The organism is Xanthocytophaga flava, assembly GCF_030068545.1.
Taxonomy (GTDB): Bacteria; Bacteroidota; Bacteroidia; order Cytophagales; family 172606-1; genus Xanthocytophaga; species Xanthocytophaga flava.
Window position 1 is genome coordinate 38,072 of record NZ_JASJOR010000019.1, and the last position, 15,630, is coordinate 53,701.

The 15,630-nt window shown below is 38.1% G+C and carries 15 protein-coding genes; 3 read left to right on the forward strand and 12 right to left on the reverse strand.

Going from position 1 to position 15,630, the window contains the following annotated elements:
* The first annotated feature begins 265 nt into the window (after positions 1-265).
* A complete protein-coding gene (locus tag QNI15_RS24500; protein ID WP_314034168.1) occupies positions 266-718 on the forward strand; it encodes a hypothetical protein in 453 nt (150 codons plus the stop codon).
* Here QNI15_RS24500 and QNI15_RS24505 read toward each other — a convergent pair.
* From QNI15_RS24505 to QNI15_RS24545, 9 genes are all read right to left on the reverse strand, one after another.
* The gene (locus QNI15_RS24505) at positions 709-1,437 is read right to left on the reverse strand and encodes a hypothetical protein (RefSeq protein ID WP_313994595.1); all 729 of its coding nucleotides are present in this window, start codon (positions 1,435-1,437) and stop codon (positions 709-711) included. The two genes, QNI15_RS24500 and QNI15_RS24505, sit on opposite strands and share 10 nt — an antisense overlap.
* A 65-nt stretch (positions 1,438-1,502) precedes the next feature.
* Positions 1,503-2,486: an alpha/beta hydrolase gene (locus tag QNI15_RS24510; RefSeq protein ID WP_313994592.1), complete on the reverse strand. Its 984-nt coding sequence runs from the start codon at positions 2,484-2,486 to the stop codon at positions 1,503-1,505.
* 446 nt (positions 2,487-2,932) lie between these two features.
* The gene (locus QNI15_RS24515) at positions 2,933-3,382 is read right to left on the reverse strand and encodes an LIC_13387 family protein (protein WP_313994589.1); all 450 of its coding nucleotides are present in this window, start codon (positions 3,380-3,382) and stop codon (positions 2,933-2,935) included.
* A gap of 204 nt (positions 3,383-3,586) precedes the next feature.
* Positions 3,587-4,408, reverse strand: coding sequence for a helix-turn-helix domain-containing protein (locus QNI15_RS24520; protein ID WP_313994586.1), 822 nt, complete (start codon positions 4,406-4,408; stop codon positions 3,587-3,589).
* 16 nt (positions 4,409-4,424) lie between these two features.
* Complete coding sequence (locus tag QNI15_RS24525; RefSeq protein WP_314034170.1) at positions 4,425-5,084, reverse strand: hypothetical protein; 660 nt, start codon at positions 5,082-5,084, stop codon at positions 4,425-4,427.
* 29 nt (positions 5,085-5,113) lie between these two features.
* Entirely contained in the window at positions 5,114-6,235 is a 1,122-nt protein-coding gene (locus QNI15_RS24530; RefSeq protein WP_313994581.1) for a hypothetical protein, read from the reverse strand.
* A 71-nt stretch (positions 6,236-6,306) separates the two neighbouring features.
* Entirely contained in the window at positions 6,307-6,993 is a 687-nt protein-coding gene (locus tag QNI15_RS24535; RefSeq protein ID WP_314034172.1) for an Imm5 family immunity protein, read from the reverse strand.
* 3 nt (positions 6,994-6,996) lie between these two features.
* Positions 6,997-8,118 (reverse strand): leucine-rich repeat domain-containing protein, encoded by a 1,122-nt coding sequence (locus tag QNI15_RS24540; protein ID WP_313994575.1) that lies wholly within the window; start codon positions 8,116-8,118, stop codon positions 6,997-6,999.
* Between the two features lie 7 nt (positions 8,119-8,125).
* The gene (locus QNI15_RS24545) at positions 8,126-9,169 is read right to left on the reverse strand and encodes a leucine-rich repeat domain-containing protein (RefSeq protein WP_314034174.1); all 1,044 of its coding nucleotides are present in this window, start codon (positions 9,167-9,169) and stop codon (positions 8,126-8,128) included.
* A gap of 508 nt (positions 9,170-9,677) precedes the next feature.
* On the opposite strand from QNI15_RS24545, the gene QNI15_RS24550 reads away from it, so the two are divergent.
* On the forward strand, positions 9,678-10,691 hold the full coding sequence (locus QNI15_RS24550; protein WP_314034176.1) for a non-reducing end alpha-L-arabinofuranosidase family hydrolase: 1,014 nt from the start codon (positions 9,678-9,680) through the stop codon (positions 10,689-10,691).
* A 536-nt stretch (positions 10,692-11,227) separates the two neighbouring features.
* Positions 11,228-12,982, forward strand: coding sequence for an endo-1,4-beta-xylanase (locus QNI15_RS24555; protein ID WP_314034178.1), 1,755 nt, complete (start codon positions 11,228-11,230; stop codon positions 12,980-12,982).
* Positions 12,983-13,045: 63 nt separating this feature from the next.
* Here the strand turns inward: QNI15_RS24555 and QNI15_RS24560 are convergent, their stop codons facing one another.
* The 3 genes from QNI15_RS24560 to QNI15_RS24570 are packed head-to-tail and all read right to left on the reverse strand — an operon-like array spanning position 13,046 to position 15,629.
* On the reverse strand, positions 13,046-13,930 hold the full coding sequence (locus QNI15_RS24560) for a leucine-rich repeat domain-containing protein (protein WP_314034180.1): 885 nt from the start codon (positions 13,928-13,930) through the stop codon (positions 13,046-13,048).
* 7 nt (positions 13,931-13,937) lie between these two features.
* Positions 13,938-15,059 carry a leucine-rich repeat domain-containing protein gene (locus QNI15_RS24565; protein ID WP_314034182.1) on the reverse strand — a complete coding sequence of 374 codons (1,122 nt, stop codon included), beginning with the start codon at positions 15,057-15,059 and terminating at the stop codon, positions 13,938-13,940.
* Positions 15,060-15,062: 3 nt separating this feature from the next.
* The gene (locus tag QNI15_RS24570; protein WP_314034184.1) at positions 15,063-15,629 is read right to left on the reverse strand and encodes a leucine-rich repeat domain-containing protein; all 567 of its coding nucleotides are present in this window, start codon (positions 15,627-15,629) and stop codon (positions 15,063-15,065) included.
* Position 15,630: the final 1 nt, after the last annotated feature.

The following is a 15,630-nucleotide window of genomic DNA, read 5'->3' on the forward strand; positions in this document are numbered from 1 at the left end:
TTAATGGAACAACCCAAGATCTCTTTCTTTCGCCAAATCAGAAAACTTTTAGTCTCGGCTTTTCTAACTATTGTTGCATTGATTACCTGTTTTCTACTTTTTTTCAAGTTCTATATAGAATGGATGATTCTACCTTTTCTGATTATATTAATCAGTGTTGGAATTTGGTGTATCCGCAAACGCAGGAAAGTAATCGGATGGGGTATTTTTCTGGGTCTGGGTATAGCAGTAACAATAATTATCCTTGCCCTTTCAGGTTTAAACTATGTACGTTAATTTTCTTATGGTCTTCTCTATTCTACTCTCTTTCCTATTCTCAATGACAACATATGCCCAACCTATCAAAAATCAAATTCGCTTTCTGGAAGAACTTATTACTTCCCTGAAGGAAAAACAGCAACCTCTTTCTTCAGAAGAACAGTTAAGAGTGATGATTTTTCAGTCTGTTATATGCAATCTATGGAATGTACACTTTCTCAAAACTGGAGAAAAACCTCCATCCAACCTTCCGGCAGCATCCGAAACCAAACAAGCAGGCTTACAAATGCTAGCCAAACAGATTGAATACATGGAAGAACGTATGGCGTTGAGTGTAACCAATATGAGCGATTATCCTGAGAACTCCACTGAGTACAACTTTTATGCACAAAGCACCCTCATCCAAAACGACATTGTTGAGTCACTCCGTTTTCTGCAACATTCCGGATTTTACCAGTGATACAGCAGACTCACACTTCCACCAAAAGGAAGTATACCTACATCTGGCAGGGAGTTTATATGTAATGGACCTGGAACAGTCTGATACCCGGCATTCAGGTGAATAGAATAGGCTTTGACTGAATACCCTGCTGCCGCTCCCAGTTGTAGGATAGAGGTATTCATTGATACCCACCCCTGATAAGGAGCAGATTCTGTTTCACCTGATTCATATCTATCATCAAATGAGTCTTGTACATAATCTGAATGTCGAAGATGTGCTGCATAGTTATACTGCCAGTTGATCCAGGCACCAGCATACCAGTGATGCGTGCGATATCCGGGAATAAGTGTGAGCGCAGTACCGGCAGTAGTAATTCTTCCATTCGTATTTTTAGTAGTTGCCACAGTAGCAGATATACCAATGGTTACACCCCACTGTTGATAGAAAGACAAATAATCCGCTAGTCCTACCTTTCCTTCAAAAGTGTCTGGCTTTTTGAGAAGAAAGACTGGCGTAGCAACACTTGCCGTTAAAAGTGGAGTATGTTTGCCTATGGCAGGTAACTGCCATCCTCCGGTGAAACCTGTTTTGAGTGCAGGTGCCGCGCCCACCTGAATACCTGCCCAATGACTTTTTACAGATTCGGGCATCTGGTATACCTGGCTATATCCGTTTGCAGAAAGCAGGCAGGATGAAAAGATCAGAAAATAGTATAAGTAGTTTATCTTGTATAACATAGTGAAAGACCTCTGTGGTAAGTTGATAAAGTTTACTGAATGAAAAGCAGACTCATGAATGACTGTTACTGGTATTCATACAAATAACCTTTCATTGCCTGAATAGTCTGTTCAAACTGTTCGGCCAGATAACGATGTCCGGCATTTTCAATTTTTATCACTTTTGCATTGGCAAATAAGGGTTGATTATATGTTGTCTGGTTCGCAAACCCTAATCCGCTACAAGTGCCTCCCATAATCAGCACCTGATTGGGATAGTCTTTCAACCCAATGGAAAAGTCATAGGAAAATCCACTTTGTGCATTACCGATACGTTTGTTTCGAACCATCTCCACAAATCCACCAATGCGCCACACCGGCCAATCTGGAGGATTATTGCGATCACAGAAATACTTGGTCATATTGGATTTAAGCATCATCAAAGCTCTATAATCCAACTCCTCATGCGTTTTGGCTGGAAGGGCATCATTGAGTTGGGCCATTTCGTTCCATCCAGTGTTGGTGTAATCAAATTCAACCAGATCTTTCCAGATTTTGTCCATTGCCGATCCCTGTAAAACAAGCGGCTCTCCCAGAATTAACTGACGCACCTGGTCTGGGTGACGGGCTGTAAACATAGCAGCAGTGCCTCCTCCCATGGAATGAGCATAGAGCGTGATAGGTCTATCGGGTGCAAACAATGCTTTGACTTGTTCCACTTCCTCCACCTGTGAATCAAATGTAAATTCTGATTCAGTGATTCGTTCAGACAAACCACATCCACGCTGGCTCCACATCACTACATAATACTTATCGGACAGTATTTGAAGCACCCGGTAGCTCCGAATTTCATCATAGCTACCATGTAACACAAACAAAGGAGGGTTCTGAGGATCTCCATAGGTAAAGCAATGCAGACTTCGGGTATGACCGGCTACATTTACACTGATTTGGGACAATGCCGGGTCCTGATCTGTTGTGGGCGGAACCAGTGTACCCGGCTCATCAATAGACCGGCACCCCTGAAAGCTCAGGAGTAAAAAAAACAAGGATAAGATAGTTTTATACATAGTAAAAGTTGGTGTAGAGAATATGTATAGTTTGTTACTCTGTCAAAATTAATTGATCGCTGATTTCCTGTAGATGACTGCTGTCACTCAGAATTATGATCTTCCAATAGAAATTGAATGCATATTCTGGAAGTTGGGGAATAAAAGTATCTTTTAGATAAAAAAGGATCAAAAAAAGAGCGTTACAAAGTATATACACATAAGAAATACTTAGGTTTAAGTATAGAAGGAGGGAAACCGAATTTCTTTGGATATCAGAGGTGATAGGGTAGTCGCCATTATATCTAAAACCATGAAGTGACCTCTTTGCTATCAGGTATGTTATTGCTACTAATCCAGAATATCAGCTATGACAGAAACTGGATGTAATGATGACCTTAGCAAAATATTCTGTATCAATTATCACTATAACAAATCCAGCCTATCGATACACAGGCCGGACTTATTTAGAAAATGGAGAGATGAGTTATCTTTTGCTGTCTATAATAGCGAATACATATGAAACTAATCAAAATTGCAGTTAGAAAACATGTAATAGCAGGCACCATAAAAAAATAAATAGTACTTAAAACAGCAAATACATAGAAACATCCCATAATGGGAATTAACAGAGGAATATAAAGAGACTTGTTTTCTTCAATTTTGGAAGAAATCTGCCACAATAATATAGTCAGAAGTACCAATGTGGTAATTAGAAACAAACTCATTCCTTCGTAATTATCACTCAGACTTCGTAAGGAACCGCCATAATCGAAGGCGTGCTCATCCATTTGTTGCAGAATAGATTTTTTAACTGGATCAGTGGTATCTTTCCGGGTAAAATGTCCAATAGTATGTCCAATGGCAAAGAAACAGCTTAGTCCTGCAGAGATACGGAGTAATAGTTTGGATTTCATTGAGTAAGGATAGTTGGATAAAGAATAAACAAGTTTGTCGGTTTAGTCAGGTAGAAGACCAATTGTATTCTGTTATCGTCAATACCAAATGTGATATAGCCAGATTCAGAAGTAAGTCTGCTACAAAGATGAAAACAATAAAGCGTGTAGTATTGTAAAAAAGGGAAATGGACAGGTAGTAGATCTTCAGAGTACTAACCCAATTTATTCTTTGTAAAATATCCGACCAAACTCATTATCTGTTTCTGCATACCTCACAGGAGAATATCCCGTAAATCGTTTGAACTCTTTGATAAAGTGTGATTGGTCATAATAAAATTGGTACAGATCATCTTTGTAGAAAGAGGGTGAAGGAGCATTGGCCCATAGGTGATAAAATCGCTGAAAGCGAACAATAGCAGCCAGCGTTTTGGGTGATATGCCAATGTATTCATTAAATAACAGGCTTAGATAGCGTTTGGAGTACCCTGTTTTCTGTTCCAGTTCTTTAATTTCAATGCGTCCCTGAGATTTATAAATAGAATTTGTCACAAAGTCGACAATTCCCTGATGCTGATTTAGCACCAACAGTTGTGACAAGAGGAACTGTTGAATCTTTCGAATCTTTTCTGACAAGTAATCTATATTACCAATTTGTTCCTGAAGGTTTTTACCCAGTGTGCCATACAAATCTGAAAAACCAATGATCTGATTAGATACCTCCTGCATAGCTATTTTAGCAAATCGATAAGCTCCGGCAGGAGTAAGTTCAATGATGATGGTTCCTGTTTTACGGGTATTGGAACTTATGACAACAGATTGATCCCAGTTTCCCACAAAATGAATTTCGCCTTCCTTTCTCTCCTGACTACCCGATCTATCCTGTGCAAGTAATCCATTCAGATAAGGGATAATGATTTTGGGTTTGCCATTTGGCACAATTACTCTGCTGCTGGTAAAGGGAACGCCAAAGTCACTCTCAAAAACCCAGAAGGAATCAATAAAAGGACGAAGTGGTAGTAAAGGTGTGACTGATTGTAAAAACATAGCAATAACAAATTGACTAAATGGCGTCTAAAGGAATACTTATGGGAAACCGGGAAGTATAGCTATCATTGATTTCGGCAATGATAGCTATACTCTCTTCCATTTCCAGCAAGGTATCCGGACTAAAGAAAATTCCATTTTTAAGCAATTCCAATTGAGTTTCCAGCCATTTGCTTAAATCTTGATGTACAACTTGGTATCCACCTGAACATTTATAGTCAAAGGCAGCAATTTGTCCTGGAATACCATTCCAGTAGCCAATTGTATCGATTACCATCAAACCAGAACTCTGCATTTGCAGAAATGGAATAAAACCATGTTTCCAATAACAGAGTTGATTAGTTCTTTTGGCATTTTTAATATGTTCATGCCATATTTCTAAAGTCATCTCTATATTTGCCATATTCATCCAGTGATAACAATCATCAAGCGGAATCATTTCATAGTATCCTTCCCCATATTCATCTTTCCACCACTCTAGCATTGTTTCGAATCCATTTTTCCATCCATATAGTGCGAAAAAATCTTCAGGAATAGCTAATATTCCAAAGGATTTAAGTGTAGATTCAATAATAACACGATCTATTCCCGATGACAATCGAGCATATCTGAGTGGAACAACCTGCTGATAAAGCAGGTCAAACTCAATCAACATACTTGTAAATTCACTTTTCATAACTGTGAAAGACATCTTTTAGTGAGTTGTTAAACTACGCTGTACAGAGGCAACGCCTCCTGAAGTCTCTTCTCGATTTCACCAGAAGGGATTACCCATCCTAATCGCACTTTCCGGAGGGTTTTCATCTCCCGAATTACTGAAAAATACTTTTCCACCAAGGCTTCGGGTAGTGACAAATACTCCAGTTGGGTCAATTTCCTAAGCCAGGATAATTCTATATCCTCTTTGGTATCAATAGACAATGATTTCAGACAAGACAAATGCCCCAGATCCGGTAGTTCTACATCCTGCATTAGAGTAAGTGTTACTTCTTGCAATTGGGACAGTTCTTTCAGAAAGGCAAAGGAAATCGGTTTGACTTCATCCAGATCCAGGTGTGTTAGTTGGGGCAAGTGAACAAGTGGTTCAAGGGATGTTATAGGTGATTGTTTCAGATTGAGTTTTTTCAAGGTTTTCAACTCTTGAATACCTTCTAACGTTTGTAAGCGTGAATTCGCAGCATCCAAATGTTCTAGTGTCCCGTTCAATACTTCAATTCCTGAGAGCTTTTCTATCAATGACAATCGTATACTCAGTTGTTGTAATTGGGTATATTCCCTTAGAAAATGTAGTGAGGTTACAACTTTGTTGTATCCGCAAGAAAGTTTCTGTAGTTGGGTAAATAGTGCCAGTTCTTCCATTCCTTTTCCAGGTTCATGCAAAAGAGTATTCAATTCGCAGGTCAACTGCTGTAGTTGAGGAAGCTGAGCCAGAGGTGCTATAGAAGCCGGTCTATAACAAGCCACAGAAAAGGTTTTCAGATTATTTAGCCTGGATAAATACTTGTAATCATTTGCGTGAATATCACTAGCCTCAATAGTTTTCAGGTATTGTAACTGCGATAATGGCTCAAAAGAAGAAAACTCCTGAAACGAACAATCCAAGTCTTCCAGATATGTTAACCTACGTAATGGCTCCAGGGTATCAATATAAGCACTTGTATAGTTGCCACCGATATGTAGGTGAGTGATACAAAGAACCTGATTAATAACTGATGACAAGTTTTCTTCAGTTACAGATTTCTCAGAATACCCACAATTGTCAAGAAGATGGTGTTTCCACTCCTTGCTTAAGCTATCCCACCAGCTATGCGAGCGTTTTCGTCTCATTGGAGAATGATTGTTATAAGAATATTCAGAGAAAGAGGTTATTAGTTTTAGTTGTCTAAATATAGAAAGTCTTATTTATTCATTCCTTCTTTCCAGGCATAAGGCAATGCTTCCTGGAGCCACCATGTCCAGTAATCCTTGTATTTCTCAGGAGATCCTGTATCAAAATAGTGCATTGGAAAAGGAGGTCCTCCGGCATATGCAAAAGCAGCATAGAAGTGCAGTTCATTCTCCATCAGGTCAATCTCTTCATCTTTCTGGGGTAGAACTGACTCTTCACTAGTCACAAAAGAATCAAACAAGACTAGCTCGGTAGTAAGAACTACTGCCAGGCCCACCATTGACTCTGCAAAACGATGCTTGCGATGTAAAGGGTCCTGAATCCAGGTTTCATCAGCAAAGGCAGACATACGTTCCCAATCTTCATCAAGCTGAGTGTGTAAGAACTCATTTTTTTCAACTACTCTTCTTTCTTTGTATCGGATAAAACGATCCAACAGAGGCATAAGCAATGTATCCTGAGGCCAGGTTTTATACCATAGTGGAACTACCTTGTTTATTGCCTGCTCTGCCAATAACCTCCGTCGTTTATGTGCAATGGGATCATGATGTGCCCCTAATGCAAGATAGATAGCTTCACGGATTCCTGATTCCAGATGGTGACAGGGATGAGATTCTATACAGGAAAAGCCTTTCTCAATCAACGCTGTTAATTGGGTGTTCAGGAAAAAATTAGTTGACATTTTCTCTTTGTCCATCACTTAGTAATGTATCTGGCAATGTGGCAACATAGATGTGATTCTTTCTTTTTCCGAATCAGGTAAGGGATTGTTTACCAAAACCAACGTTTGGAGATTGCTCAGATTCCCTATTTCGTCCGGAAGGTGGGTCAGTTGGTTCACCGATAAACACAAAAATTCCAATTGTGTCATCTTACCTATTTCCCTGGGCAGAGAAGTTAACTGATTGTATTCCAAACTTAGATGCGATAGTTTTGCAAGTTTACTTATTTTTGGAGGAAGAGCACTCAACTGATTCTTTCCTAAATTGAGGCTCTTCAATCGGGTGAGGCCCCCTATTTCTGCTGGCAGGGAGGTTAACCGGTTATCTTTCAGACTAAGATCGCCCAAATTCAACAAGTTACCTAGCTGTGCTGGTACTCTTGTTAGTAAATTTTGAGACAATTGAAGGATTCGTAAACTAGTCAGATTGCCTATTTCATTTGGTAAATCTGTAATTTTATTTTGCCATAGTTCCAGGTCTTCTAGCCTGTTCAGATTGCCGATTTCGATGGGTAAGGTGGTTAATTGATTGCGCTGTAGTGTCAATTCTTTTAGTTGTGCCAGTTTACCCATTTCTGTAGGTAGATAAGTCAACTTATTTCCTTCCAGTCGTAGTTTCTCCACATTACACAGATTGCCAATAGTTGCAGGAATAGATGTTAACCCATTTGCCTGTAAATGAAGAACCGACAATTGGGTGAGTTTTCCAATCTCAGGAGGAAGAGAGCTCAGTTGGTTAAATGAACAATAGAGTTGATCTAACTTTGATAAGTTACCGATTTCTGCGGGCAAAGAACTCAATGGGGAAGGCAAGTCCAGTATGGACAAATTAACCAGATACTGAATCTGTGAAGGAATATCGGTTGCTCTTTTTTCGGTACTATAAAGTGTAGTGATCTGGTGAAGTTGTCGCAACTTCCGTCCAAAGGAATAAGCTTTATACTTACCTATCCAGTCAAATAAAATAGTAAGATCATTCTCTAAGTCTGAAAGATCTATCTTCACCGATTTAGCTATCTGCAAGCCTAGAGTAATGTTGTCTTCCACTCCGGAAAGTAGTAAGCGAATGACGTTTTCTTTTTCAGTAGTATCAGCCAGCATAAAAAGATTAAAAATATAGTTTACAGTGTGGTAGCAACATTTTAATTCGCTCTTTTTCTGATTCAGAAATAGGATTATTACAAAGATTGACTTTGGAAAGAATAGGTAATTGGCTTATTTCTTCAGGAAGTGTGCTGATTTTATTTCGTTGTAAGTCTAGATCAACCAGTCGGGTGAGCTTGGCAATCTCAGCAGGCAGGTTGTCCAGTTTATTTCTGCCAAGACTTAAAATTTGTAGCTGAGTAAGATTCCATAGCTCTGTTGGCAGACTAGTCAATTGAATACTATCGACATACAATGTTCTTAACTTTTTTAGATTTCCAATTTCTGGTGGTAATGCCTTGAGTTTGTTCCCTGTTAATCCCAGAAAAGTCAACTGGGTTAAAGTCCAGACTGCTGGTGGCAAAGAAGTTAGCTTGTTTGATTCTAAACGAAGTGTATCTAATTGTGCCAGGCTTCCGATCTCGTCAGGTACTTCAAGTAATTGGTTTTGAAATAACTCCAGTGTCTTTAGCTGCCTCAGTTTCCAGATATATGGAGGCAATTCACTTAATTGATTTTTTCCCAGATTTAATGTTTTTAACTGAGTTAGATTCCCAAATTCTTCTGGTAATGAAGTCAATGGGTTTTCCCTCAGATTTAATTCTTTCAAATTACTCAACTTTCCAATTTCAACTGGCAACTTACTAAGTTGATTCTTCTCTAAATTTAAATGAGTGAGTTGAATCAGGTTTAGTATCTCTGTGGGAATAGTTTTCAGTTGGTTAAATACCAAGCCAAGTTTTTTCATACTGACAAGATAAGGGAGCAGAGAAAGAGGAATAGGATTAGACAAGTTACAATCTTCCAACTGAACTATTTTTAATAGCTTTTGTGAGAATGAAAATGAACTACATCTGACTGCTTTCGTCAATATATTGATATCTTCTGTAAAATCAGTTAGATCTATTTTCCGAGACTCGGCTAATTGCAAGCCAAGTGTGATATTTTCCTCCTGACCTGATAGCAATAATCGAATAATGTTTTCTTTGTCGGGACTAGATAAAAGCATGGTAATAAACTATTCCAGTAATTATAGATTGCATTGTGTCTCTTTTCACACAATGAGGGGTTCGCATTTGTGAAAATTATTCTTTAAAGAAAACTGCATTAAGCCTGATTTTAGATAAGTCAAAGATACATGCCCGCCTTTTTATTGCATTACACAGAGGTGTTACAAAGTATATACAGGTACAAAATTACTTCATTTACATCTGCGACTTACAACCTAATGTAGGCAATCTCTTTTATTACTCGATTGGTTTTTCTATTTGAGTAAAACTAAATATGAAGAGGCAGCCCCTCTGTACAAAAACCACAGATTCAACATGTAAAATCTGAGGTTGACTAGAAAAAAAATAAATAAAAAATATTATGTCATATTGACACATTATCGAAAATTTAACTTAAATTTGATTTTAGCATTAAATAATTATACTTATAATAGGTATAGTTATGAAATATGAGCAATAGTTACATACATCATTTTTAGTATTTTTTTAATCTTAGACAAAAAATGTATGAAAAGAAACATTTTATTGCCCTCAGGTATAGGTGTACTGACACTTTTGAGTATGCTTACTAGTTGTACCAAACAAGAAATAAAGCTATCTGATAAGTCAACAGACTTAGACTCTTCTCCATCCGTAACCACGAGTGCTATAGCCAATCCCCGGTGGAGTGTAACAGGTAAACTATTTGAACAAGGAGCGGCAGGTTCGTTCGAGTCTGTAGCCGTAAAAGATCCCTCATTGGTCTATGATGGGGGGCGGTGGCATGTTTTCTATACCGGCACAGACGGAAATCAATGGAAAATGGGCTATGTCAATTCACCTTCTTTGTTTGATATGAAGTCTGAACCTCGCAGGTTTATGAATTCTTTAAATGGTGGAGGGTATTTTTGTGCTCCACAAGTTTTTAATTTTCCAGCAAAAGGCAAGTGGTTTCTGATCTACCAATCTGGTTTAGGAGCTACTTATTCTACCAACACAAGTGTTTCTAATTACGGTGGTTGGGCAGCTGGAAAAGGAATGGGCTTTAATGATGGTATTGATTTCTGGTGTATCGCTGATAATAGCTATGTTTACTGTTTTTATTCTGCACAAGATGGCTCGAAGACCATTAAAAGAAGAAGAACTACCATAGCTAACTTTCCGAATGGTTGGGAATCGCCTACTGTAGTAGCTACTGATACCTTTGAAGCGCCTCATGTATACAAAAACAAAGCAGATGGAAAATATTATATGATGGTAGAAGATATAGGGAGGTATTTTGAACTATGGACTGCAAGTAACTTAAATGGAACCTGGACGAAGGTATCAGAAACCTGGGCTGCAAAGTCCAATCTAACTGAAAGAAATGGACATTGGACAGATCAAGTTTCACACGGGGAAATTTTACGTTCGGGGAGTAACCAGTTAATGGAAATAAATAATATCGACCGTTGCGAAATTTTCATGCAAGGGGTAGTAAACGGTAATTATAGTTCGTACATACGAATTCCTTATGATCTAGGTTTAATGCAAAATTTTTAACCATAATCCGTATTTTTTCAACTTTACTACAGAAAAATTCTCTAAAATAAAAAACGCTCAAAAGGAAAGTTAGTTTGGGCGATCTTATTCAAAAAACGTCCTTACAAAAACTGTTTTGAGTAGAGATACGATGAAAAAATGTATCGTATTGTTATGGCTTGTGACCAAACGAAGCACTAATCTGCTTAAGATCATCCAAAGTAATGTGGTTCATTCATTTTTTACCACTGAAGACTAGTTTCTGATACAAAGAATCTGACCATAAGTTACCATCTCTTCCAACTGCATCTATCGTATGATTGCAGCGGGAGGGTCATACATTGATGCGCAACTCTTTATGTTCTCTTTCCAATGCAACTGGTATCAGGCTGCAAAGTTTTGCTAGTAGTATATGACTTGTGGGATGAAACAAAATGTGTGAGCATTTGATACCATTGGTTTTCATTTTATCGCTTTAACCAACTGTCCTTCCTTATCCTGAATAAGTACTTAGATGTTTTCAAACTTTTTTCACTAACGACTAAAAAAATCTATTTATGAAAACAAATTTAACTTTACCTGTTTGCTATATTTTACTGATAGCCTTCTTTTCCGTTCTTTCTGGCCATTCGGCTAAAGCCCAACTCGCAAAGTGTAAAGGCAAATATTTTGGTAATATTTTACAATATAGTGTTCCGTCTAATTACAATACATTCTGGAATCAAGCCACAAGTGAAAATGGTTCAAAGTGGGGTTCAGTAGAGGGGACAAAAGGTGTATACAATTGGACTTCTTCTGACTTGGCTTATAACTGGGCAAAAAATAATGGCGGGTTGTTTAAATATCACACCCTGGTTTGGGGAGGTCAAACGCCAGGTTGGGTAGCAAGTGCGAGTACGGCTACACTGACAGCTTCTGTACAAGCATATATTAAAGCTTGCGCTGATCACTATAATCCACTGGGAGGAATTAAAATGATTGATGTTCTGAATGAGCCAGTAAATACTCCTATGCCGGGTAACTTAAAAGCAGCCCTTACTGCTGGATACAAAGCTGAACCTGCCAATGCTGGTGATTTGAATAATCAATATGGCTGGGTGATTTGGTGTTTCCAGTTAGCCAGAAAATATTTTCCAAATTCTACATTATTGATAAATGAGTACAATGTAGAAATGAATTGGAATAATTGCCGTGCTCCTTATATTGCCATGGTGAATGCTGTGAAGAATGCACCTAACTTAACAGATGGCCGTAAAAACCTGATTGATGGAGTAGGTTTGCAATCACATGGTGTAGACAATTTAACTGCGGCTAACTTTAAGGCATGTATTGATGAAATCTGGAATAGTACTGGAGTTAGCATTCACATAACAGAGTTTGATCAAACGGCGAATCCGAATGAAACAAAACAGAGAGATGTATATTCCAGATTGATTCCTGTGGCCTGGGAACATCCTCATGTAGCTGGTATTACCTTGTGGGGATATATTCAAGGCTCTACCTGGATCAATGGAAATGGACAAGCAGGTGCGGGAGGTACTGACTCTGGTATAATTTATGCCAATGGAAACGATAGACCCGCTATGACCTGGTTGAAATCCTATTTCTCCGGACAACCTACATTGGCTTGTTGTCCAGCGCCAGCCCCTTTTGCCAGTTGTCCTGGTACAAATCGCAGTTTTGTTGTCAGAGCTCGTGGCACGGCTGCTGGAGCTCAATTACAATTACGTATCAATGGCAATGTTATTTCTACATTCAACCTAACTACGGCATTTGCTAACTATACGGCCTCTTCTACAGCAACTGGAACTGTTCGGTTGGAAGTAACAACGGATAATGGTACCTGGGATGTAGAAGTCGATTATCTTCAAATTAATGGCACCATCCTACAAGCTGAAAATCAAGCTGTCAATACAGCTCTTTACTCAAATGGAAGATGTGGTGGGGGAGGGAGTAGCCAAATGATGCACTGTAATGGCTACATAGAGTTTGCCAATACGGCAGCTCGCACTTCTTCTGTACAAGAGAAATTTGCTGACACTCCTACTGAGAGCAATTTGTTAAACATATATCCTAACCCGGTTAGCAATGGTAATGTTACTATTGAGTTTTACAATGAAAAAGAGCAATATATAAGCATTGATTTAGTGACAACCAACGGACGTATTCTGAAAAAAGTAGCCTCGAAAAAATTTGAAGCAGGTGCGCATCAACTTAATGTAGATTTTACTTACCCTGGTACAGCGCTTTATTTAGTTAGAATCAAGAAAGAAAATGAAATAATTACCAAACAATTGCTGGTTCAACACTAACTAGGCTGTTACCCCCTAAAAACTGCTGACTTTACAGTCGGCAGTTTTTAGATTGATCGTATTTTAATGATGTTTTTGTATCTTCATAGTTTTTTGGGAAAAACTGATTTGTTTGCAATGAGGCAATAGCTTCCGTATTCTTCTTTTCTCTTCGTTTAAGAATGGATTCTTTTTTAAAAGAAGTTTTTGTAATTGGTTGAGATTACTTATTTCTGAGGGGAGTTCCGTTAATTGATTGTCTATTAACTCTACTGTTTCTAACTTTTTGAGTTTGCCGATTTCCGTTGGTAGTGAGGTTAGCGCATTATGATCTATATTCAGTTTCCGTAAGTTATGAAGGTTGCCGATTGCCACCGGCAATGAAGTTAGGGTATTATAATTTAGGTACAGTTCCTCTAAGTTAGTGAGGTTGCCTATTTCAGAACCGATACTTTGCAACGAATTACTTCCCAGATGCAGAAAACGGAGTGAAGTAATCTGCTTAATCAGTACGGGAAAAGAATCCAGTTGATTCTCTGCTACAAATAATGCTTCCAGCCTTGTCAGTTTGGTAATTTCTACTGGCAGTGAAGTCAGTTGGTTATAACTTAGTATCAGGCGATTTAGTTGAGTCAGTTCTCCTATTTCAGAGGGTAAGGTCTTTAACTCATTGTAAGGCAGGTCTATATCCTGAAGGCTGATAAAATACTTGATTTGAGGAGGAAGACTAACTAACGTACGCCTGGATACATAAAGTCGTTTGAGGGTAGTTACTTTCAAAAGCTTATCTGTAAACAGGGAGCCATCTTCGCCTTGCCACCAGTTGTATACATATTCAATATCCTGTTTTAGATCAGAAATATCAATCTGTAGTGCTTCGGCTATCTGCAACCCTAAGGTAATGTTCTCTTCTTGCCCGGATAACAACAGACGAATAATGTTTTCTTTTTCAGTCGATTGCGCATTCATATAAAAGTTAAAAATATATTTCACAATTGGGTAATAAGGATTTAATCTTCACCTTCTCTGAATCGGAAATGGGATTTTTGCCAAGATCGAGATACGCAAGATTGATTAATCGACTTATTTCTTCTGGCAATACCTCTATTTGGTTATTCTTTAAATGTAACCGTCTCAGTTGAGTTAAATTTCCAATTTCATCTGGGAGTGTTCGAAGCTGATTATAGTATATGATTAACTGAGTTAGTTGATTAAGTTTGCTAATTTCCTGAGGAAGTGAACACAGTTGATTATCACCCAAGATTAATTCTTCTATACTTTCCAACTGCCCGATTTCTCTCAAAAGAGATACAAATTGATTTTGGCGTAAAGAGAGTCGTTTTAACTTTCTTAGATTACTGATTTCTGCTGGCAAGGAATACAGTTGATTGTTGGACAAATCAAGTCTTTGAAGTTGTGAGAGGTTGCCAATTGTTACGGGAAGAGACTGAAGTTGATTGTGAGATAAATCAAGACTCTCTAACTGAAACAAATTGCCAATCTCTGGTGGTAAGGTGTTGAGCTTATTATAGGATAACAGAAGTTCTTTTAGTTCACTACATTGCCCTATTTCACAGGGCAATGTAGTGAGATGATTCTCATATAGGAATAGTTTTAGTAATTTTTTAAGGTGCCCGATTTCTGGCGGAATGAAATGGAGTTGACTATATGTCAGATTTAATTCTCTCAGTTGAGCCAGACAACCAATTTCTGAAGGGAGAGAACTCAATTTAGAATGACCTAATGACAAACGTACCAACTTTCTCAGAGTGCCAATTTCGTTAGGTAAAGCTCGGATTTCATTGTAGGGTAAACTGAGTTCTTTCAAATTTATCATGTATTTAATTTGTGGTGGTATACGATCAAATCCCGCATTTCCTTTGGCAATTTCTTCTACCCCAACTATCTGCACTAATTTGTCTGTAATCTCATTTATTTTATCTTTTCCCAAAAGCCATTCACAGAGAATGTCTATATCCTGTAAGAAGTCTGCGATATCTATCCTTTGTGATTCTGCTAATTGTAAACCAAGTACAATATTCTTCTCTTGTCCGGATAGCAACAGACGAATGATGTTTTCTTTTTCAGTCGATTGCATCAGTTAAAAGCTTATTTTACAGTTGGGTAATAAGGTCTGAATTCGTTTTTTTTCTGAGTCAGGAAGAGGATTGCTTTTTAGATCCAGACTTTGAAGGTTGTTTAGATTTATCATTATATCTGGTAAAGTTTGGAGCCTATTAGTTGATAAATTCAGTTCTTCCAGATTTCTTAATTTTCCTATTGTTTCAGGGATATGACTCAATTGATTTTCACTTATATCCAGCCAGGATAGGTTTTGTAGGTCTCCTATTTCACAAGGCAATGTGTGAAGTTGGTTTTTATAGAGAACCAACTCTTTGAGATTACTCATGTACTTGATCTGAGATGGAATACATGAAATCTGTGCGTTGGGCCTGATGATTTCTTTAACCAGACTAATTTTCACTAACTTGTCATATACTCCATATCGTTGACAATTTCCCAACCACCATTCACAGAGAATATCTACATCGTCTAAAAAGTCAGAGATATCAATAGTAAGTGACTGCGTCAACTGCAACCCAAGAATAATAGTTTCCTGCCGTCCCGATAACAACAGGCGAAGTATGTTTTCTTTATTGGTATGCATC